The 19,517-nt window shown below is 38.8% G+C and carries 14 protein-coding genes; 12 read left to right on the top strand and 2 right to left on the bottom strand.

Annotated elements, in window-relative coordinates; genetic code table 11:
• Positions 1 to 18: 18 nt before the first annotated feature.
• The 7 genes from LC419_RS01880 to LC419_RS01850 are packed head-to-tail and all read left to right on the top strand — an operon-like array spanning position 19 to position 10,780.
• On the top strand, positions 19 to 4,251 hold the full coding sequence (locus LC419_RS01880) for a type I polyketide synthase (RefSeq protein WP_223605750.1): 4,233 nt from the start codon (positions 19 to 21) through the stop codon (positions 4,249 to 4,251).
• Positions 4,239 to 4,538, top strand: coding sequence for an acyl carrier protein (locus LC419_RS01875; protein WP_034728171.1), 300 nt, complete (start codon positions 4,239 to 4,241; stop codon positions 4,536 to 4,538). The genes LC419_RS01880 and LC419_RS01875 overlap by 13 nt, the downstream gene beginning before the upstream one ends.
• Positions 4,529 to 5,323: an alpha/beta fold hydrolase gene (locus LC419_RS01870; protein WP_223605749.1), complete on the top strand. Its 795-nt coding sequence runs from the start codon at positions 4,529 to 4,531 to the stop codon at positions 5,321 to 5,323. The genes LC419_RS01875 and LC419_RS01870 overlap by 10 nt, the downstream gene beginning before the upstream one ends.
• The gene (locus LC419_RS01865; protein WP_223605748.1) at positions 5,316 to 7,721 is read left to right on the top strand and encodes a glycosyltransferase; all 2,406 of its coding nucleotides are present in this window, start codon (positions 5,316 to 5,318) and stop codon (positions 7,719 to 7,721) included. The genes LC419_RS01870 and LC419_RS01865 overlap by 8 nt, the downstream gene beginning before the upstream one ends.
• 4 nt (positions 7,722 to 7,725) lie before the next feature.
• Positions 7,726 to 8,997, top strand: a complete 1,272-nt coding sequence (locus tag LC419_RS01860) for a condensation domain-containing protein (RefSeq protein WP_223605747.1) — start codon at positions 7,726 to 7,728, stop codon at positions 8,995 to 8,997.
• Positions 8,994 to 10,247 carry a condensation domain-containing protein gene (locus LC419_RS01855; RefSeq protein ID WP_223605746.1) on the top strand — a complete coding sequence of 418 codons (1,254 nt, stop codon included), beginning with the start codon at positions 8,994 to 8,996 and terminating at the stop codon, positions 10,245 to 10,247. Before LC419_RS01860 ends, LC419_RS01855 begins: the two co-directional genes overlap by 4 nt.
• The gene (locus LC419_RS01850; protein WP_223605745.1) at positions 10,244 to 10,780 is read left to right on the top strand and encodes a hypothetical protein; all 537 of its coding nucleotides are present in this window, start codon (positions 10,244 to 10,246) and stop codon (positions 10,778 to 10,780) included. The genes LC419_RS01855 and LC419_RS01850 overlap by 4 nt, the downstream gene beginning before the upstream one ends.
• Before the next feature lie 97 nt (positions 10,781 to 10,877).
• Here the strand turns inward: LC419_RS01850 and LC419_RS01845 are convergent, their stop codons facing one another.
• The gene (locus LC419_RS01845; protein ID WP_223605744.1) at positions 10,878 to 11,444 is read right to left on the bottom strand and encodes a hypothetical protein; all 567 of its coding nucleotides are present in this window, start codon (positions 11,442 to 11,444) and stop codon (positions 10,878 to 10,880) included.
• Positions 11,445 to 11,821: 377 nt separating this feature from the next.
• On the opposite strand from LC419_RS01845, the gene LC419_RS01840 reads away from it, so the two are divergent.
• The 3 genes from LC419_RS01840 to LC419_RS01830 all read left to right on the top strand — a co-directional run bounded on the left by LC419_RS01840 (position 11,822) and on the right by LC419_RS01830 (position 15,130).
• Positions 11,822 to 12,073 carry a recombinase family protein gene (locus tag LC419_RS01840; RefSeq protein ID WP_223605743.1) on the top strand — a complete coding sequence of 84 codons (252 nt, stop codon included), beginning with the start codon at positions 11,822 to 11,824 and terminating at the stop codon, positions 12,071 to 12,073.
• 463 nt (positions 12,074 to 12,536) lie between these two features.
• Entirely contained in the window at positions 12,537 to 13,586 is a 1,050-nt protein-coding gene (locus LC419_RS01835; RefSeq protein ID WP_223605742.1) for a protein kinase, read from the top strand.
• Complete coding sequence (locus tag LC419_RS01830) at positions 13,583 to 15,130, top strand: hypothetical protein (RefSeq protein WP_223605741.1); 1,548 nt, start codon at positions 13,583 to 13,585, stop codon at positions 15,128 to 15,130. Before LC419_RS01835 ends, LC419_RS01830 begins: the two co-directional genes overlap by 4 nt.
• 659 nt (positions 15,131 to 15,789) lie before the next feature.
• Here LC419_RS01830 and LC419_RS01825 read toward each other — a convergent pair.
• Positions 15,790 to 16,716 (bottom strand): hypothetical protein, encoded by a 927-nt coding sequence (locus tag LC419_RS01825; RefSeq protein WP_223605740.1) that lies wholly within the window; start codon positions 16,714 to 16,716, stop codon positions 15,790 to 15,792.
• Positions 16,717 to 17,445: 729 nt separating this feature from the next.
• Between LC419_RS01825 and LC419_RS01820 the strand changes: the two genes are divergently transcribed.
• Together LC419_RS01820 and LC419_RS01815 are read left to right on the top strand one after the other, a co-directional pair.
• On the top strand, positions 17,446 to 18,444 hold the full coding sequence (locus LC419_RS01820; RefSeq protein WP_223605739.1) for a hypothetical protein: 999 nt from the start codon (positions 17,446 to 17,448) through the stop codon (positions 18,442 to 18,444).
• A gap of 59 nt (positions 18,445 to 18,503) precedes the next feature.
• Positions 18,504 to 19,505 carry a hypothetical protein gene (locus tag LC419_RS01815; protein ID WP_223605738.1) on the top strand — a complete coding sequence of 334 codons (1,002 nt, stop codon included), beginning with the start codon at positions 18,504 to 18,506 and terminating at the stop codon, positions 19,503 to 19,505.
• The last annotated feature ends 12 nt before the right edge of the window (positions 19,506 to 19,517 follow it).

Genomic DNA, 19,517 nt, shown 5'->3' with positions numbered 1-19,517 from the left:
CCTCTGTATACGATAACTATGAAAAAAACAGATGTTGCTGTTATTGGTCTATCCTGTGTCTTTCCCGGAGCACAGGATGCCCATACTTTTTGGCAGAATATTGTCAATAAGGTAGATTCCACCCAATCGGCTCCGGCTGATAGGATTGATCCTGTACACTTTAGTGATGCTACCAGTCCTGTGGACAGATTTTACTGTCAGCGCGGTGGATTTATTTCAGATTATGAATTTGATCCGACGGCTTTTGGGATTCTTCCATTGGCAGTAGAAGGTACCGAGCCGGATCATTTATTAACCCTCGATCTGGTGCAGAAAGCCCTGGAAGATGCCGGTGTATTTCAAAAGGGAACATCTCTTGAGAAAACGGGTGTCATTATCGGTAAAGGAAACTATACCGGCCCCGGAGCGACGCGTGCCATTGAAATTGTGCGTACGGGAGAACAGATTTCTTCGCTGTTGCAGGAATTGCTTCCTCAGGTGTCTTCGGCAGATATCGAAAAGGTGAAACATGCTTTCCAGGAGCGAAAAGGCCGCTTCGCCGCAGATACAGCCATGGGATTGATTCCCAATCTGGTTGCCTCTTTAGTGGCAAACAGGTTCAATCTGGGAGGTGCTGCATTCACAGTAGATGCTGCCTGTGCCAGTGCTCTGATTGCGGTAGATCACGCCGTTCAGGAACTGAACCGTGGCCGTTGTGATATGGTCATCGCGGGAGGTGTACATACCGGACAGAACGCTGCTTTCTGGAGTATTTTTGCGCAGTTGGGAGCATTGTCTCATCAACAGCAGATCAAGCCGTTCAGTATGGATGCAGACGGATTATTAATTGGTGAAGGCTGTGGTTTCGTCGTGTTAAAACGAATGGAAGACGCAGTCCGTGATCAGGATAAAATCTACGCCGTGATCAAAGGTGTTGGAGTAAGCAGCGATGGGAATGGAACCAGTGTAATGAGCCCGTCCGTTAAAGGTCAGCTTAAAGCTTTACAACAGGCTTGGATCAATGCAGATCTGGACGAAAAGCAGATCGGTTATCTGGAAGCCCATGGGACAGGAACACCGCTTGGAGACAAAACAGAACTTCAGACTCTGGCTCAGTTTTTCACTAAAGAAGAAATAACGCAGGCTGCAGGAATTGGATCCGTTAAATCGAATATTGGTCATGCTATGCCGGCTGCCGGGATCGCAGGTTTAATCAAGACCTGTCTGGCGCTTCATCATGATACGTTACCGCCTACATTATATTGTGAAAATCCAATTGCAGATATGGAGCAGACCCGTTTTGCTCCGGTACAGGAACCGAAAAGCTGGTCAAAAACAGGCTTGCCTAAAGTAGCGGCTGTCAATGCCTTCGGATTTGGAGGAATCAATGCACACGTTGTTTTGGAAGGTTATGATATGCCGAAAAAAGACCGTGTTTTAGTATTGGCAAGGCCTACCCATGAAGAATTGCTTTCAGCTTTAAAAAACAACGAAAACAAAGTAGGAGAAGGGGATTACCGCATTGCGTTATTCGACCCGACCCCTGAAAGAATAGAAAAAGCCACTAAAATTGTAGCTAAAAATAATCCATGGCGCAATAAACAGGATATCTGGTACACCAACACCCCTTTACTGAAAGATGGAGGTAAAATCGCTTTCGTATTTCCGGGTCTGGATGGCCTTGCGAAAGGAGAAGTGGACAGTGTGAGCCGTTATTTTGGATTAACCGAACCTATCGAAACAGAAGGGGAAGGTTTACTAAGCGATGCATTGGGAATTTTCAACAAATGCAGCATCCTTGATAACGCCCTGAAAAAACTGGGAATTGTTCCAGATATGAATGCGGGACACAGCTTGGGAGAATGGCTGGCAGGATATTCCTCAGAACTGGCAGAAGTGAATTCCGTTAAAGCTTTGATTGATGTTCTGAATCCGGAAACCTTTGAATTAAAAGATTCCAGATTTATTGCGATCGGAGCAGGGATTGATGCGGTGAAGCCTTTTATCGATGCGATTCCCAATCTTTATATTTCCAATGACAACTGTCCTAATCAGGTGATCCTTTGTGGTAGTAATGCAGCCTTGGATGTATTGGTTCCATTGTTAAAATCAAAACAGATCTTTCATCAGATTCTGCCGTTCCAATCCGGTTTTCACTCACCGTTTATCGCTGATAAACTGGATGTGATCTTAGCAGGAATGGAAAAAGCGCAGTTTCAACAAACGAAAATCCCTTTGTGGTCAGCAACGACTTTGGATCCGTATCCTGCCGATCAGGATGCGATCAGAAAACTAAGCGCAGAGCATTTGGTGCAGCCGGTCCGTTTCCGTGAACTGACGGATAAACTGTATGAAGAAGGCGCAAAATTCTTTATTCAGATAGGAACCGGAGGACTGATCGGGTTTATTGATGATACATTGAAAGGAAAAGCATTCAGCACGATTGCTTCGAGTGTGGCTACAAGATCTGCACTGGCTCAGCTGCAGCGTGTGGTAGCTGCATTATTTGTGGAAGGTAAAACCGTAGCATTAGACTTTTTAGAAGTACAGAATCAATCTAAAAAATCATCAGGGAAAGGAATCAAGTTACAGCTGGGGTCGCCAATCATCCGTGATTTTAAAGAAATTCAAAATCTGGCTCAGTCTTTTGAGATGCCAAAACAAAATACGGTTTCAGCGACGGTGGCTAAGACAGGTCATCCTCTGGTTCAGGCGTTCCAGGAAAATATCACTGATATGATCCGGATGCAGGAAGAAGTATTGACACTGTTTCAAAACCGCCCGGAAATTACAGTTCCAAGACCTGTGGTTTCTAGAGCACCTGTCAGTAAGAATTTCTCGAAGCTTTTGCATGTCACTTTAGATACGCATCCTTACCTCATCGATCACAGTTTATTGAGACAGCCGAAAGGATGGACCAATGTCTCTGATATGGAACCGGTAATCCCGATGACCATGATTTTTGAGCAGTTAGCAGAAATAGCACAGGCCGAAATACCCGGAACCTACGTTCATAAAATCATGAATGTGAGCGTGTTTCAATGGATGAATGTCGCCAAACCTTTTGAAAAAACAGTCAAAGGAGAATGGCGCTCCAATAACCATGCTTATCTTGATATCGAGAACTTTGCGAATGCAGAAGTCTTGCTGGCTTCATCTGCACCAGCTGTTCCTGCCTTTAACCTGGCAATCGGGGATCTTCTGCCTATTGAAAGAACACCTGAAGAAATCTATGATAAACATATGTTCCATGGGGAATTGTATCAGGGAATTACTGAGATTTCAGCGGTAGGAACGAAGGGAATTATAGGAAAAATAAAAGGAAACGGAGGAAAAGGATCCTTACTGGATAATGCCGGACAATTATTCGGATTGTGGCTGCAGCTTACCCTGACCAAAGACCGTATTGCTTTCCCTGTGAAAATCAGAGATATTGAATTCTTTGATGATATGGAAGACCAGGATGGGCTTTTTGAATGCACCTGCATCCTTACCGAACTTAATGAAGAATTTGCCATTGCCGATATTATCCTGAAAAGAGACGGAAAAGTATGGTGTGCGATTACAGGATGGCAAAACCGCCGACTGGAGATCGATGAACCGCTGTGGAATGTTTCTATGTCGCCTTTGCACAACCGTCTTTCGGAGGAAATAGCTCCTGAAGTATTTTTCTTTCATCAGGCGTATACCAGAGTGGCTTCGTGGGATTTTATTCTTAAAAGATATTTCAACCAGACGGAAAAACAATATCATCAGCAATTGTTTCCCAACAAGCGGAAAGAATGGATGGTGAGCCGTGTAGCCGTAAAAGATGCCGTACGAAATCTTCTCCGTGAAAAGAAAAATCACCCTTGTTTCCCCATCACTTTTGAAATAGGAAAGGATGAAGTCGGAAAACCTTATCTGATCGGTGATGTGACGGAAGATATCCATATTTCTCTTGCTCATAAAGAAAAAGATGCGGTCGGTATTGCACGTCAGGGCCGCCCGGTGGGAATCGACATGGAGATCATGGAAGAACGAAGCTCCGGATTTTACGACCTGGTATTTACCGATCACGAATTAACCTTATTAAAAGACAGAGATCAGGCGGAATGGACTACCAAATTCTGGGTAGCCAAAGAAGCTTACGGAAAATTTCTCGGAACCGGACTGAAAGGAAATCCAAAAGCCTTTGAAATCACCCATATCGAGGGAGATCATTTATGGATCAATCAAACTGAAATAAAAACTATTAAACATAAAAAATATATTATCGGATGGACACTATAAACAACACATTAAAATTGAATCACGAAGAATTGTTCACTCTTTTAAAAGGTTTTATTACGGAAGTGATAGGCGCTGAATTTGTAGAGGAAATGGATATCACTCCGGACAGTTCATTCACGAAAGATCTGGAAATGGACAGCATAGAAATCGTTTCTTTTTCCGAGAAGATCAAAGCGCATTTCGGGGATCAGATTGACTTCACGGGATGGCTGTCTTCTATGGACTTAGACGAACTGATCAACCTTGACCTCCGTATGATCATCAATTATATCTACGAATGCCAATAATCAATGTAAACCATAAACAGGTTCATATTCAGGAACTCAATAAAGGGGCTGAACAGACGGTGGTGCTTATCCACGGGATGTTCAGCAACCTCTCCATTTATTATTTTAATATTGCCCCGGTTCTGGCCAAGCATTTCCACGTAGTGATGTATGACCTGAAAAGTCACGGCATGAGCGAACGTTTTACAGACGGCTATGATTTGGAAAGTATGTCATCCGATGTATTGGCTCTGATGGATGTTTTAAACCTTAAAAAAGCACATCTGGCCGGATACAGTTTCGGAGGATTGATTGCTTTGAAAACGGCATTGAAAGCGCCGGAACGTGTCAGTCAGCTGGTCGTTATAGAAGCCCCGGACCCTCAGGATGAAAAGGCCCGTAACATCATCGATGAATATAGCAAAGAATTCCTCGAACATTATGTGGCCAATTTTACGGACACCACCAAAGTGCAGATGGGCAAAAGGCAGATGGAGAAAAACCACCGGATGTATGAATTCCTGTTTGAAAAAACCAGCATCAAAGCAGATATGATCAGGGAAAAACATTTTCTGGGGGAAGCCAATTTCTCAGAACTGGATACGCCCACACTTTTGCTTTACGGATCTGAATCGAACTGTAAACCTACTGGAGAATGGCTGAAAACACAGATCATTCCGTCTGAACTGGAACTGATTCCCGGGGATCACAATGTCCCGATACAGGAACCTGCACAGATCGCAGAATCGATGGTTCATTTTTTATCTCAATCATTATTTAACACATTAACACAAAATCATGGCTAAATTTGTATTTGTTGTTCCACCATTGACAGGCCATGTCAATCCAACCTTAAGCATCGGTGCAGAATTACTGCAAAGAGGACATGAAGTGGCCTGGATCAGTCTTGATAAAAATTTAAGTACAAAACTTCCTGTCGGGGGAGAACTTTTACTCATTCAATATGACCAGACCGACGAGGAAAAAAGAGAAAGCGAGAGCTATCTTGATATTATTTCTAAAAAAGTAGTGTACGGTATCGACAGCATCAAGTTTCTTTACGATGACGTACTGATTCCCTTAAACAGACATTGCTACAATGGAATCCTTACCCTGCTGAAACACTATCAACCCGATATGGTGATTGGGGATCATCAGTTATTTGCGGCCGCTAGTGCTGCTAAAAAACTGAATCTTCCCTACAGCACCTCCGTTACCGCTCCGGCTGCCATTAAAATGATGGATGAGCTGCCAAAAGTACACGAATGGGAAGTCAACAAGATCATTGAACTGCAGAAAGAAATCGGAGTAACGGAAAACCGTTCATTGGCTTCTTCTGATCTTTTGACACTTGTTTTAACTTCAAAATATTTCTTTGGCGAAATGGATCTTCCGGAGAATTATCAGTTCACGGGGCCTGTTCTTATGGAACGCCGCATCTCCTGTGAATTTGATTGGGACAGATTGAAAAGCAGTACCCACAAAAAGATCCTGGTAAGCATCGGAACAACTTTCGATCATGATCATAAAAAAGCGTTCTTCCAAAAAGTGGTAGATGCCTTTAAAGATGAAGATCTTACCGTTATATTGGTTTCTGATCCGCAGCTTTTTGACAGCTGGCCGGAGAACTTTATGGTGTATCATCAGGTTCCTCAACTGGATCTCTTGCCTTATCTGGATGGAGTTGTTTGCCACGGTGGTCACAATACTGTTTCTGAAGCCCTTTCCAATGGTCTTCCGTTGGTTGTGATCCCGATTGCGTATGATCAGTCTCATGTAGCAGGACGCGTAGTGCGTACCGGAGCAGGAGAGCGCCTTAATTTTAACAGATTTAAATCCCATCACTTAAACGAAGCCGTGAAAAGTATATTAAATAATTCAGAATATAAAGAAGCTGCCGAAACGGTTCGTGAGTCTTTCACCGAAGCCGGAGGTACAGCCACAGCAGCCAATTTGCTTGAAAAAGCATTAATCCCTGCTGAGGAAACCATAAAGCCGGGGTCTAAATTTTTATTTGTGATCCCGCCGTTTTTTGGTCATATCAGTCCGACCTTAAGTGTGGGAGCTAGTTTGATTGCCCGTGGACATGAAGTAAAGTGGTTTGGAATTACTCCTTTAGATAACAAACACATTCCGGAAGGAGGAAGTTATTTTTATCCTGAAGAAGATCTTATTCCGTTTCAGGAGGATATCAAACGTATTTTAAAGAGACAGGATGACGGTCCAGCCTGTTCAGGACCTGAAGTGATAAAGCTCGCACTGGAAGAAACCTATGTTCCGTTTGCCAAGATGATGATGCCCGGATTGGAACGTCTGATGGAAAGCTGGAAACCGGATGTTCTGGTGAATGACTGCATCACTTTCGGAGGAGCTCTTTTTGCTCACAAACACCATATTCCGTGTGTAACAACTACGCCTGTTCCTCCCGATGTAATGGGCGATACCGCAAATAATGCACCCAAAATATTCGAATGGCAGCAAAACCTGATCAAAGATCTTCAAAAAGAAGTGGGGATCAATGATGAAGGCATTTTTATCCATTCCAATAAGCTGAATCTGGTATTCACGTCACAGACTTTTGCGGATTTTGAAACGGTTCCGTCCCATATGAGATTTGTAGGTCCGGTAAAAGGACGTCCGAATCCGGCTCCGTTTGACTGGGAAAAGCTGGAAGCATCTACGACACCAAAAATATTTGTATCCTTAGGAACGCTTTTGGTAGACATCCGTAAAGCATTCTTTGAAAAGGTAATTGCCGCATTTGCAGATCAGCCTGTAACGGTTATCGCAGCCACTCCGCCGGACATATTTGATGAATGGCCTTCTAATTTCATCGTGAACGGTTTTGTGCCGCAATCTGCATTGATGCCTCATATGGATGCGGTGATCTGCCACGGAGGTTTTAATACCGTTAATGATACATTCACCAACGGATTACCGATGTTGATTACCCCTATCGCTTACGATCATTTTCATATTGCCAAATTAATTGAAAAAGCAGGCTGCGGAATCAGCATCCGATACAAGAGATTGCGTGTTGAAGCTCTTCGTGAAACCGTTTTTGAACTGCTGGAAAATCCTGCCTACAGAAACGCAGCGAAGGAGGTGCAGACGAACTTACTGAATGCAGGCGGTAATGACCGTGCGGTAGAGCTTCTGGAAGATTTTGTACAGCAACATCGTTCAACATTAGTTACGGTATAAGCCTATGCGACGAAAATTGTTATTTGGTGAGCGCATGCTGCTGGGTGACGGAACAGAGCCCTTCAATGCGGTGATTCCGTTCCGGTTGCGCGGAACCTTTAAAGAGGAAAATATTCAACATGCCCTGAATCAGATTCAGAGAAAACATCCGTGGTTGAGAGCACTCATCAGTCATGATGAAAACAATGTCCCATGGTTTGAAGTTCCGGAAAGACCTCTGCCCATCCCGATACGGATCGTGGCCAGAAAAGGAGAGGACGACTGGAAAGAAGAATCCGGAAGAGAGTGGAAAACCTTATTTAATTACGGAGAACTGCCGCTGATCCGTTTTGTATGGATCAAAGGGGAAGAGGTTTCGGATATGCTTTTTTCTTTTCATCACTGTTTATGCGATGGGGGTTCTGCGATGGCTTTCCTGTATGAATTTTTACAGCTCCTGGATCGTCCTACTGCAGAAATTGGAGTGGAAAATCCCATACTCGGAATTCATGACGTGGTTCCTGCTGAGATTTTAACGAACCGCAAACAAAAACTGAAAGCAAAAGTAATCGGAAGACTGGCTGCAACAGCCATCAAATGTATTCCTGTCAACAAAAAGGCCATTGACCGGCAAAATGATTATCTGATCCACTGGAAATTTGACAAAGAGATGAGTCAGGAACTGATTGCTTACTGTAAATCACAGGAAGTTACGGTTAATACATTCCTGAGTGCGGCGGTACTTCAGGCATTTAAAAAAGTGAGAGGGGCAGAGGCTTTCAATAAAGTTTCGTGTCCGGTAGATATCAGACGTTTTGCAAAGCAGATCAAAGAGGATCATATTTTTGCTTTCGGGCTGATGATCGTGGTTTCAGCGAATCAAAAAATAAGTTTTTCGGAAAATTTAAGACTGATGCAGGAATCTGTAGAACGGAAAACCTCCAAGTTGAATCCTTACATTACCATGATGGTGATGGAATCCGCGCATGATGCTTTGAAAAATTTCACGAAGCTGTTGAAGCATGGCAAGTCTTCCAACGATTGTATGTTTTCCAACTTGGGACGCATTCAGATTCCTCATCAATACAAGGAATTTACACTGGATACCATTTTCAGTCCTTCTGTGATCGGGCCTTTGGGTAATACCACGACGATGGTAACGTCAACATTCAGAGGGGAAATGGATTTTTCATTTGTAGGAAGTGAAGGATACTTACCATATGCTGAAGCCTTAGCCATTCGTGATGAGGTGATTCAGACGGTGAAATTACAATTAGACCATATAGCAGTATTATGATCAGGCGAAATTTAATGATGGTGGAACGCATCATGTATGTTGATCCGGAAACCCCTGTCAATTGTGTATTTACGGCAAAAATCAAGGGGAATATCCCTGAGGAAAACTTTAAGGCTGCTTTGGAAAAAATCCAGCAAAAACATCCTTTGCTGAGAACAAGGATTGATAACAGCAGTGAAAAGTATCCGTTTTTTATAGAAGTAGAAGACATTGAACCTATTCCGCTCCGTATTGTTGAGCGAAAGACTGATGAAGACTGGCTGCAGGAATCCGAAACTGAGTGGTTCCGGGTGTTTAAAGATGAGAAAAAACCACTGGCCCAATTGGTATGGATCAAAGGACAGGGTGTATCGGAAATTCTCTGGGTATTGCCTCACTGTATCTGCGACGGAACTTCCCTGGTCACCATGATGACGGAACTTCTTGCTTTACTGGATGATCCTGCTGTGGAGCTGCAGCCTTATGAGGTATTCAGTTCTGTAGATGATTTTCTGCCTTTGGATTTCAATATGAAAAAAAAGAAGCGCAAAGCCCGTTTTTACCTGATGATGGCCCGGCTCTTTTTTCTTATGCAGCGCAAAAGTAAGATAAGAAATCTTGGGGGAAATTATGTGGTCCATTGGAAGTTGAATCCATCCACAACGGCACAAATAACAGAAAAGTCCAAAGCTCATGGTGTTTCTGTACATGCTTTGCTTTGTTCCTCATTTATGCAGGCTTTTCAGGAGATTCAGGGAAAGCAGGCAAAGGGGAAGGTGATCAGTCCTGTAGATGTCCGCCATTTTATTCCGGAGATCAGGCAGGATCAGGTATTTGCTTTTGCACCGACCGTTGAATTGTCATTAAAAAAAGGAAGTACAGATCTACTTGATAATGCCAGACAGATCAAAAAAGATCTTGTAGAAAAAATAGAAAAAATGGAAGCCAGAGAGCTTCTTTGGATGGGTGAGCAGATGCATCCCGTTGCTGAACGTATGGTTTCTATGATGAAATCCAGTAAAGGCGGGCATGATATAACGCTTTCCAATATGGGAAGAATCAATATCCCAAGCGATTATAAAAATTTTAAGGTGGAAACCATCATCAGTCCGACTGTTGCCTTTCCATGGCTGAATTCAAATACTTTGGTCGCAACAACGTATAATCAACAAATGGATTTTACGTTCATGTCCAATGAGGATTTCCTTCCCAAAGAAGAAGCCGTTACCATTAAAAATAAAGCCATTGAACTTCTGACCTCGTCGCTATGAAATTTAAACTGAAGCCGCCACCACCAAAAAAACTCAAGAAAACCACGCTGAAACGCTTTTTAATTAAGCGGACGATTTACTATGTCCTTCCGAATGTATTCTTCAATTTCATTATTGCGTACGCCAGCTTTCAGGAATTAGGATACACGCACTTTTTTTCCGGAACCCAAAATCTGGCCAGGCTGACCCTGCCCATGGCGATATTCTTACCGGTAGTCCTTACCATAGATATCATCAACAGAGTGATCATTGCTTCCGAACAGGGCGCAATCGAATTTACCGTAGATGAGCAGCTCAATAAAAAGAAACTGATGATCAAACTGAGCATTCTGCACGGACTTATTACCGGATTACTGGTATTGTCTGTATTACTTTTTGCGCAGTATGGTTTTTCAAAATATTATAAGCTGGATGCTACGGCAATGGCGGTACTTGTGGGTGTGCTGGCAGGAATACTTTCTGTTATTTTTGTATATCTGCCGGTGAGGAGATTGAGGAGGTGGATGTATAGGAAGGTGGAAATAGTGATGTAGATCATCTCTATTATTTCTCTATTTTAAGCTTATTAATTTAAATCTTCAGTTTCTCACTATACTGAAGATTTTTTTTATGCAAAAGGAACCCCGTTAATTATTTAGCTGCTTGCATTGGTGGGGGTGGAAGCTGTTTTTGAGGTAGGTAACTGTTTATCTCATTTTGTTTGAGAATCTCTTTTTTTATAGATTCAAAATCAATAGTAAAATTAGCTGATTTCGCTAATTCATCTTGTTTATAAATTTTATCTTCAAGTAAAGTAATAATTCTATTAAAATCTGAATCCATAAAAGTTTTAATAAAGCAAAGCTTATCGTTATTCTTCCCGACTTTGAATGTGATATAATTCCTGTTTCCGGCATAAAAATGATTCTTTTCCAACTGTTTTTTCACGACAAAATCTTCCAATTTTTTTGAAGGGAGTTGATTAACCTTATCAATTTCATCTTTGGTCAGTTGGTATTTATAAAAAATAGTGTCTTTATATCTTTTTAAATAAACATGTAATATTCCATCTTTATCGATACTTGAATACGAATGGATAATGATAGTATTATCTGATTCGACATCGTAAGTAATGAGCTTAAAATCATTAAACTTTAATTTTTGAGCATTCAATAATACTCCAATAAATAAAACAATAAATAAAAGTTTTTTTTTCATATAGATTATTAATATTTATAAATTCAACATAAAGAGAGTACCTGGCAAGGTTCATATGAATCCGAAGATAGCATCTAAAAATTTCCGTCAGCTGCTGCAAGCGTCTGCCTTTTCCTGCAGTACAAATTTAAACCTATTTCCAATGTTTCATGTGTATCGCAATAAAAAATGACAGAAAACATAAATAAGGTCTGAGAAAGTTTATTTCCCGGATCAGATTTCTTTTAGCTTTTATTGGAGTACGAGTTTCAGTAGAGGATGAACCAATAAACTTTCGTTTTTTATAGACTACACCTATCAAAGAAAAAGTTGCGCAAAAAAAGAAAGTTAATCTAGGCTTAATAAATTCCAATTAAATCGGTCCAGAACCTGATAAAATGATCGAACAGTTCAGGGAAGATGATGAACTTTATGTTTGGAGATTAGACAGATTGGGAAGAAGTTTGAAAAATATTATTGATCTTGTCTTAAGTTTGAGTGACAAAGGAGTTATAATAAAAGGTCTTGTGGATGGTGTAGATACTTCAACTATTAATGGCAGGCTATTTTTAAATTTAATGGCTTCTCTTGCTGAGTACGAAAGGGAGTTAATAAGAGAAAGAACCAAAGCAGGATTGCAATCAGTCTGAGCAAGAGGTAGACTAGGTGGTAGACCTAAAGGTTACACAGCAGAAACAATTTCTAAACTGTTACTTCTGCGAACTATATACAAAGATGTAACGAAACGTCCTGAAGATATTTATAAGCATTTTGGATTGACTACGGCAACCTTTTACCGGTATGCAAAGATTCTTGACAATCATACTGATGAAGAAATTAAAAAGATGTCAATTAAAAAATGATATAAGAAAAAATATTTCAACAATAATAAAACCATATTATATAAAATATTTTTAATACGACGAGTTTTGACGTTTGCCGAAAATATCTTTGATTAAAAAATAAAAAAAAATTTCAAATACAAGGTAAGCAACATTTTATAAAATAATTAAGACTTAAAAGTTATTTTTATTTTTTGCTATTTATAAAATAAAGATTTTCAATCTGCTATTAAATAATTACATTTTGTTATTTTTGAATAAAACGTAATACATGTATAATAGTCAAACAGCTGCTGAGTCATTAGAAGGTCTAATAATTAATAATAGGTGGAAAGTTATCAAAAGAATCATTCCCAATAAAAAAAATACTGGTGGAAATTTTAGTGTAGCATATGTTGTTGAAGATGAAGTCGGAATAGCTTTTTTGAAAGCTATTGATTTTCATTCCTTTTTTAATTCTGGAACAAATAATATTGTTGACGCTATGAAAGAAATGACAGATGCCTATACTTATGAAAGAGATTTACTTAATCGATGCAAAAGAAACTCTTTAAATAAAGTATCAACAATTATTGATGAAGGTGAATTTGAATTAGATAACTTTAGTATTATTAATAAAGTTCCCTATTTGGTGTTTGACATGGCAGATGGAGATATTAGAACAGTTATTGATTTTACATCAAAAGTTGATATATGCTGGAAACTTCAATCTCTTCATAATATAAGTGTCGGATTAAAACAGTTACACGGAATTAAAATAGGACATCAGGATATTAAGCCTTCCAATATATTGCTCTTTGATGACAAGAAAGTTTCCAAAATAGGAGATTTAGGGAGGTCATTATGCAAAGAAATTAAAGCTCCCCATGATTTTGGAGGATTTGTAGGTGATCTAAACTATTCCCCTCCAGAATATTTCTATGGATATATTCATACAGAATGGGATATGAGGGTAAAATCAACAGATTTTTATCTATTCGGAAGTATGATAACATTTTATTTCTCCGGTCTGAATATGACAACATTGCTATTTCAAAATACAGCTAAAGAATTTTGGCCACATGAATGGGGTGGTGATTATAAAGCTGTTCTTCCATATCTAATAAACTCTTTTCAAATTGCATTATTAGAATTCCAAGAATCAATAGATGATGAGAATCTCAAAGATGAATTAAAAAAAATAGTTGAATATTGCTGCCATCCTGACCCGAATTTAAGAGGGCATAAAAATAGTACAGGAAAATACATGTTGGATTTTCAAAAGACAATATCTAAACTAGATTTATTACATAAACAATTACTTTATAAAGTTAAAAAATGAATTTAATTCGCGAAAAAGATAATAGAGAGGTAATTCCAAATTGGAGAAATTTTAATACAACTTCCAATTTAGGAGAGTTATCAAAATTAAGTAATAAACCAGAAATCATTTTCAATTTAAATGAATTAAAAAATGATTGGGAAAATAAAAAAACAATTGGTGTTGCAGCGGATTTAATAAATGCTCATTTTATATCTAATAGCGAAATAGATGAAACTATATTAGAAGTAATTAAATTTATTAATAATTCTTCGAAACCTTCAAAATTGCTTTTGAAATTAAGCAATTCAATAAACAAAATTGAAGAGGATGAACAACATGAAAATATAAGTGATAAAGAAGATGCAAATTTGAATTTGGTATCACAAATAAAATATTTAATTGAAAGTACAGCAAGATATCATATCAATATATATAAAAGACTAACAATAGATAATCCTAAAAATCCTATAAATTGGGTTGAATTATCTCGGCTATATTCAATAGAGGGAAATAAAAAAAAATCAGAAACATGTATTTTAAATGCATTGTATCTTGCTCCCAACAATAGATATGTTTTAAGATGTGCAACAAGATTTTTTATAGAAAATGATATGTCTGAAAAAGCTATCTATTACCTTAGAAAAAGTACAAACACTGCTTTAGATCCTTGGCTTACTTCTGCCCACATTGCCGTTTCTTCATCATTAAATAAATTCTCACCATTCATAAAAAATGCTTTTAAACAGAGAGAGTCTAACAAATTTACTAGCTTTGATTTGTCAGAACTAAATAGCTCTTTAGGAACTTTAGAATTAAGTAGTGGAAATCTTAAAAAAGCAAAAGTATTTTTTAATGATTCTTTAAAACTTCCAAATGATAATAGTTTAGCACAATTTCAATTTATTTTAAATCACGATAAAAGACTGAGTACTATAACTAATAATAATATTAAAAATGTTAAAAACAATTTTGAAGCATTAGCACTCAAATACAGAGATGAAGAAAACTGGGCTAGTGCTATCGAAAATGGATTAAGATGGTTCCTAGATGTACCTTATTCTGCGGAACCAGCTATTTTTACATCGCATCTATTGTGTACAACAAGCGGTGATTTTGATACTTCGGCTAAAGTTTGTGATTTAGCATTAAAAATAAATCCAGAAGCTACTTTACTTAACAACTTGGCTTTTTCTCTTTTACAATTAAATAAAATAAAAGAAGCTGAAAAATATTTACAGATATTAAACTTTAACATAAGAAGCAATCCAGATTCTATTCATAAAGAATCGGCTATTACTGCTTTAGGAACCAATGCTCTGTATTTTATAAAAATTAATGAAATTGATGAAGGTATCAAATTATATAATGAAGCTATTGATAGTGCAAAAAAAGCAAATTTTAAATATTATGAATTAGCAGGGAAACTATATTTTGCAAGAGAGTTGAATTTAATCAAACATCATAGTTCAAGTGAAAAAAATAAAGAAATTTTAACGTTGAAACTTGACCAATTTAAAGATTTAGAGGAATTTCGGAGAAGAAATTTTCCTCTTACTTTATAGTATAAGATCTTAATAGTATAAGATCTTATTTTTTAAATATTTCAATTTTATTCATAATTTTTTTATAGTCTCACAAAACGATAAATATATTGGGAAATTCTTACATGATCTGCGTGTATTTCAACGACAGTGTAAATTGAAAAGCTTTATACCTGAACAATAAAAGCCAACTTTTTGAAAGTTGGCTTTGCCATTGAACAGAGGGAGTATCTCTTCCCAATTCCCTCTACCCATTCCGAAAGTCTCTCGATTTACTTTCCCAACCGTCTCCAGCCACTTCCGAAGCCCCTCCAGCCCGTTACGCAAGTGGCTTTATCCCTTTAAATAAGGGCCTCGATCCGGTTACCCAACCCCTTCAAGACCCTTCTGAACTGTCTCTATCCCGTTGTATAAGTACCTCCAGGCTCTTCCGAAGGGCGTAGATCCCCTTACCCAACCCCCTGGACCCCCTTAGGTAAGGGGGTAAATCCTTTATTAACGGGATTTTTTGCAAACATGCATAAAGCCCGCAAAATCGTATGTGAACATGAGAATAGAAGAGAGGCTCTTTGCTCTCGGGTTCATACGATATTAAAATGTTCAACCGAACTGAAAAAAGAAAACCAACTTGTAAAAGTTGGTTTTTTATCGTCTGTAAAAAAATTGAAATCTTTTAAAATCTAAAATTTCTCTGCCGGTTGTATCGTTAATGTGTCGTCTTTCCTGAAAAACAAGAGCCAGATCCAGACAAGAAATGCCAGTATAAAAGAAATAACCATATTCTGATAAAAGAAGTCTTTAACGGCTTCATTGGTTTGAAATTCCTGAATGGCGTGGTTAATGGTCAAACCCTGTTTTACCAGTAAAGTGATGACCGTCGTCACGTTGGCAATAAGGATGCTTATGATGTTTGTAAGAACAATAATATATCTGGTGAATTTTCCATGCAATCCTTTGAAGTAGTCATAGCCCAAAATTCCGAGGAATGCGATAGCTAATGCCATTCCGGAGGCCAGTCTTTCAAAATAAACAGCACACAAAACCCAAAGAATAATTCCCGGAACTGCAAAAAGAAGCGCGCCTAGAAATCCTGTCAGATAATTTTTTTCTTTTGAAATTCTTTCTTTTTCAATGTCGTGGAACCTCTGATTTTCCCGGCTGAAACACGTATCACAAAGAATGACACCGGTGTCGTTCAGGTCATAATAGTTGATTCTTTGATCTTTGCCACAGCTATGACATTGGTTTTGCTCTGGTAGGTTGAGTTTGTTGAACAGATCCACCAAAAAGTCGAGCAAAGCATAAACCGTCTTAAGTTGAGTAAGCGTTACGTTTTCAACGAATTTAAAGAAAATCACATGGTTGCTGATTTCAAAGTAGGTAAACTTTAATTTTCTTTTGTTGTTGGTTAATTCTGTTTTGAGGTGCAGCTCTTGTTCTTCAGTTAAGCTGCCGGTGGTTGCCGTTACAAGTTTGAATTGAGGAGTGGTCATTAAACTTGCATCTGAAACGTTGAAAAAGTATCCTTTGTAAAGTCCAAATACACTGTCCTTTGTTTTATACCAGCCAAGGTCTTTGGCTATTTTTTTTGCCTTTGGAAAAATCATTGATAATCTTTTAATGTAGGAGTGGTCTTACGGGTTTAAAGCTGCTATAAAATGGCAGATTCCCTCGTTGGAGTGAGCGTCACATTCGCTGCCGATTTTTGCATGGCAAATTTAAATTTATTTTCTAATTCATCATCATTATAGAATGTTTAACTGATGAATATCATCAACTGAAGGAAGGTTTCTTCAGGAAATGTGTTGATTCTCTGTGATCTCAACTGTTTTTTGCTAAACAATGGAGTATTAAAAAGCGACAAAAAATCAAAAAACGGGTATTTCCAGCTTTAATTAAATTTTTGTTTCACATAAAAAGCTTATAAATAATGGGATATCAAATGGTTATTGTATATAATTTCAAACTTGTGTGAAATAAAATCGAATCGTATTGTATTTTTTTTTATTTTCATTACTCAAAACTAATACTCTAAAAACATTAACCATAAAATCAAAATCTATGAAAATTTTTCTTAAAAATTGGATAATCAGCTAACCTTGATATTCATCTCCCCCAACATATAAAATAGAAGTGGCAATTTGAAACGGATAAGCCATTTCCTGTCAATTCTGTATAATTTTCCATCTGCTTTATGTTTAGGTTGGGATTAAATTACCCGGAAGATTTTCTGTATTTCGTTGTTGCGTTTTTTCTGTACCATTTGAACAGCCATCAATTGTAACCCCTCATATTAAATAATACGACCCCAATGTGAAATAAAAAAACGATAAACCATGAACACACTTGAATTACTCAACAAACAATTTAATTACCCGTTCCCTACATTAAAAAATCCTAATGCGGAACAGCTGCAGGAGATTACCGAGAACCAGTGGATCGATGGGGAATATCTGTGGCTGTATGAGCAGAATCCCGATCTCCGTAAAAAGTATAAGAAAACCAAAACAGCCCATATCGCTGCCCAATGGTTTCCTACAGCAACACCTGAGCGTTTCAAACCGATTTGCAGACTGATGCTGTGGACGCTGTACAATGACGATCTGTATGAGGAAAGCGTATCCGGTAATATTAAGAATATACATGCCCAGTCGGTGGCAGTACTGAAAGGTGAAATAAGTGCTGCAGAATCTACCATACCATTGGGAGCCATGTTGGCCTCATTAAGGCAGGAGTTGTTGCAGTTCATTCCTCAGGAATCTATCGTCAGGTTTACAAAAATGATCAGCAGATATTTTACAGGTCTTGAAACCGAGCTCATTTACAAAGAAAAAAAGATGTTTCCAACCGTAGAAGAATGTATTGCATTAAGAGAAAACTCGATCTGCCTGTATCCATTTCTTCAGCTTACAGAGGTGGAAACAGGAATCATTTTGCCACCCGAAATCCACGAACATCCGGTGATCTGCCGTCTGCAGACCCTTGCCTGCCATCTGGTAACTTATTTCAACGAAGTGCAGTCAGTGGTGAAAGACGAAGCCACAGATAGTGTTTATTACAATATTGTGAAAGTTATCCAGCATGAACGCCAGATTTCCCTGGAAGATGCCTGTCTGGAAGATCTGCGTCTCCATAACGAAGATTTGAAAGAATTTGTGACCCTGCAGGCTTCTTTACCGGATTTTGGGATCTGGCAGGATGCGGTTGTCAATTGGGTCCATTACATGAGTATGGTGCTGAGCGGATGGAAGAACATCTCTACCAAACTTGGTCGTTACAATGCCATGGAATTTCCTGAAGCCAGAGAGCTGAAAGAAAAACTGAACCAAATATAAAAAAGACTTTAAAGAGGAATACACTTATAACTAATCTACAAACTTAAAGCTTAAACAAGATGAAACCGGAAGAATATAATTCAAAAGACTATCTGCCCCGTGGTCATTATCCATGGCCAGACCTTATCAATCCGCATGCAGAACAGATGGGAAAAGATATGGATGGCTGGATTGACAATGACTACACTTTCCTGACGGAAAAACAACGAAAAACATACAAAAGAATGAGGCTGCACATGTGTACCGCGCGTATGTGGCCGGACCTGACCTATGAGCAGAGTATTCCCTGTAACAGATTTATGCTTCAGTACGTGGCTCTTGATGATCAGGTGGAACATTCCTCTCTGGAGGAAATCCAACAGCTACGGACCCGTTGTGTAGACATTCTAAGAGGAGCAGAGCCAAAACCGGAAGAAAATGCACTCTATCAGCATATGGCGTTGATAAGAGAGGAATTCCGCGCTTTGATGCCCGATATATGGGTTGAACGCTTTATTTACTATTTTTATCAATCCTTCAGATATGGGATCGAGTTGGAGTATCCTTATAAAATAGCCCAACGTCCACCGTCACTCACGCTTTTCAAAACCATTCGTGAATATTCTGTTCTTATGCGTCCCTATCTGATCCTGGGTGAGATTGAATCAGGCCTCGTGCTTCCCGAACATATTTTTGAGCATATCGTCGTTCAGAAAATGATCTCTCATATGACCCTGGTGGTGGCATGGCAAAATGATATTCACTCTCTGCCAAAAGAAATGGCGAAGGGAACAGAGGTTTTTAACCTGGTTTTTGTATTGCAGCAAGAATACAATCTCTCACTGAAGGATGCCTGCGAACAGGCATTTAAAATCCATAATGAAGAATTGGCCAAAGTACTTGCCTTACACGCTGAATACCGCGAGTTCGGTGAATATCAGGAGCACGTAGACAAGTTCGTGTATTACGCAGGAGTTGGACTTCAGGGAGTGAATTCTTTTTATCTGGAAACCGAAAGATACCAGCATGGAGGAGTGGGATTTGCCTGGCCGGAAATTAGTAATGATATCAAAACCATTTAAAATAAAAAAAAA

Source organism: Chryseobacterium sp. OSA05B (assembly GCF_019970065.1).
Taxonomy (GTDB): Bacteria; Bacteroidota; Bacteroidia; order Flavobacteriales; family Weeksellaceae; genus Chryseobacterium.
The sequence above is the reverse complement of the archived record's forward strand: the minus strand, read 5'-3'. Positions and strand labels throughout refer to the sequence as shown.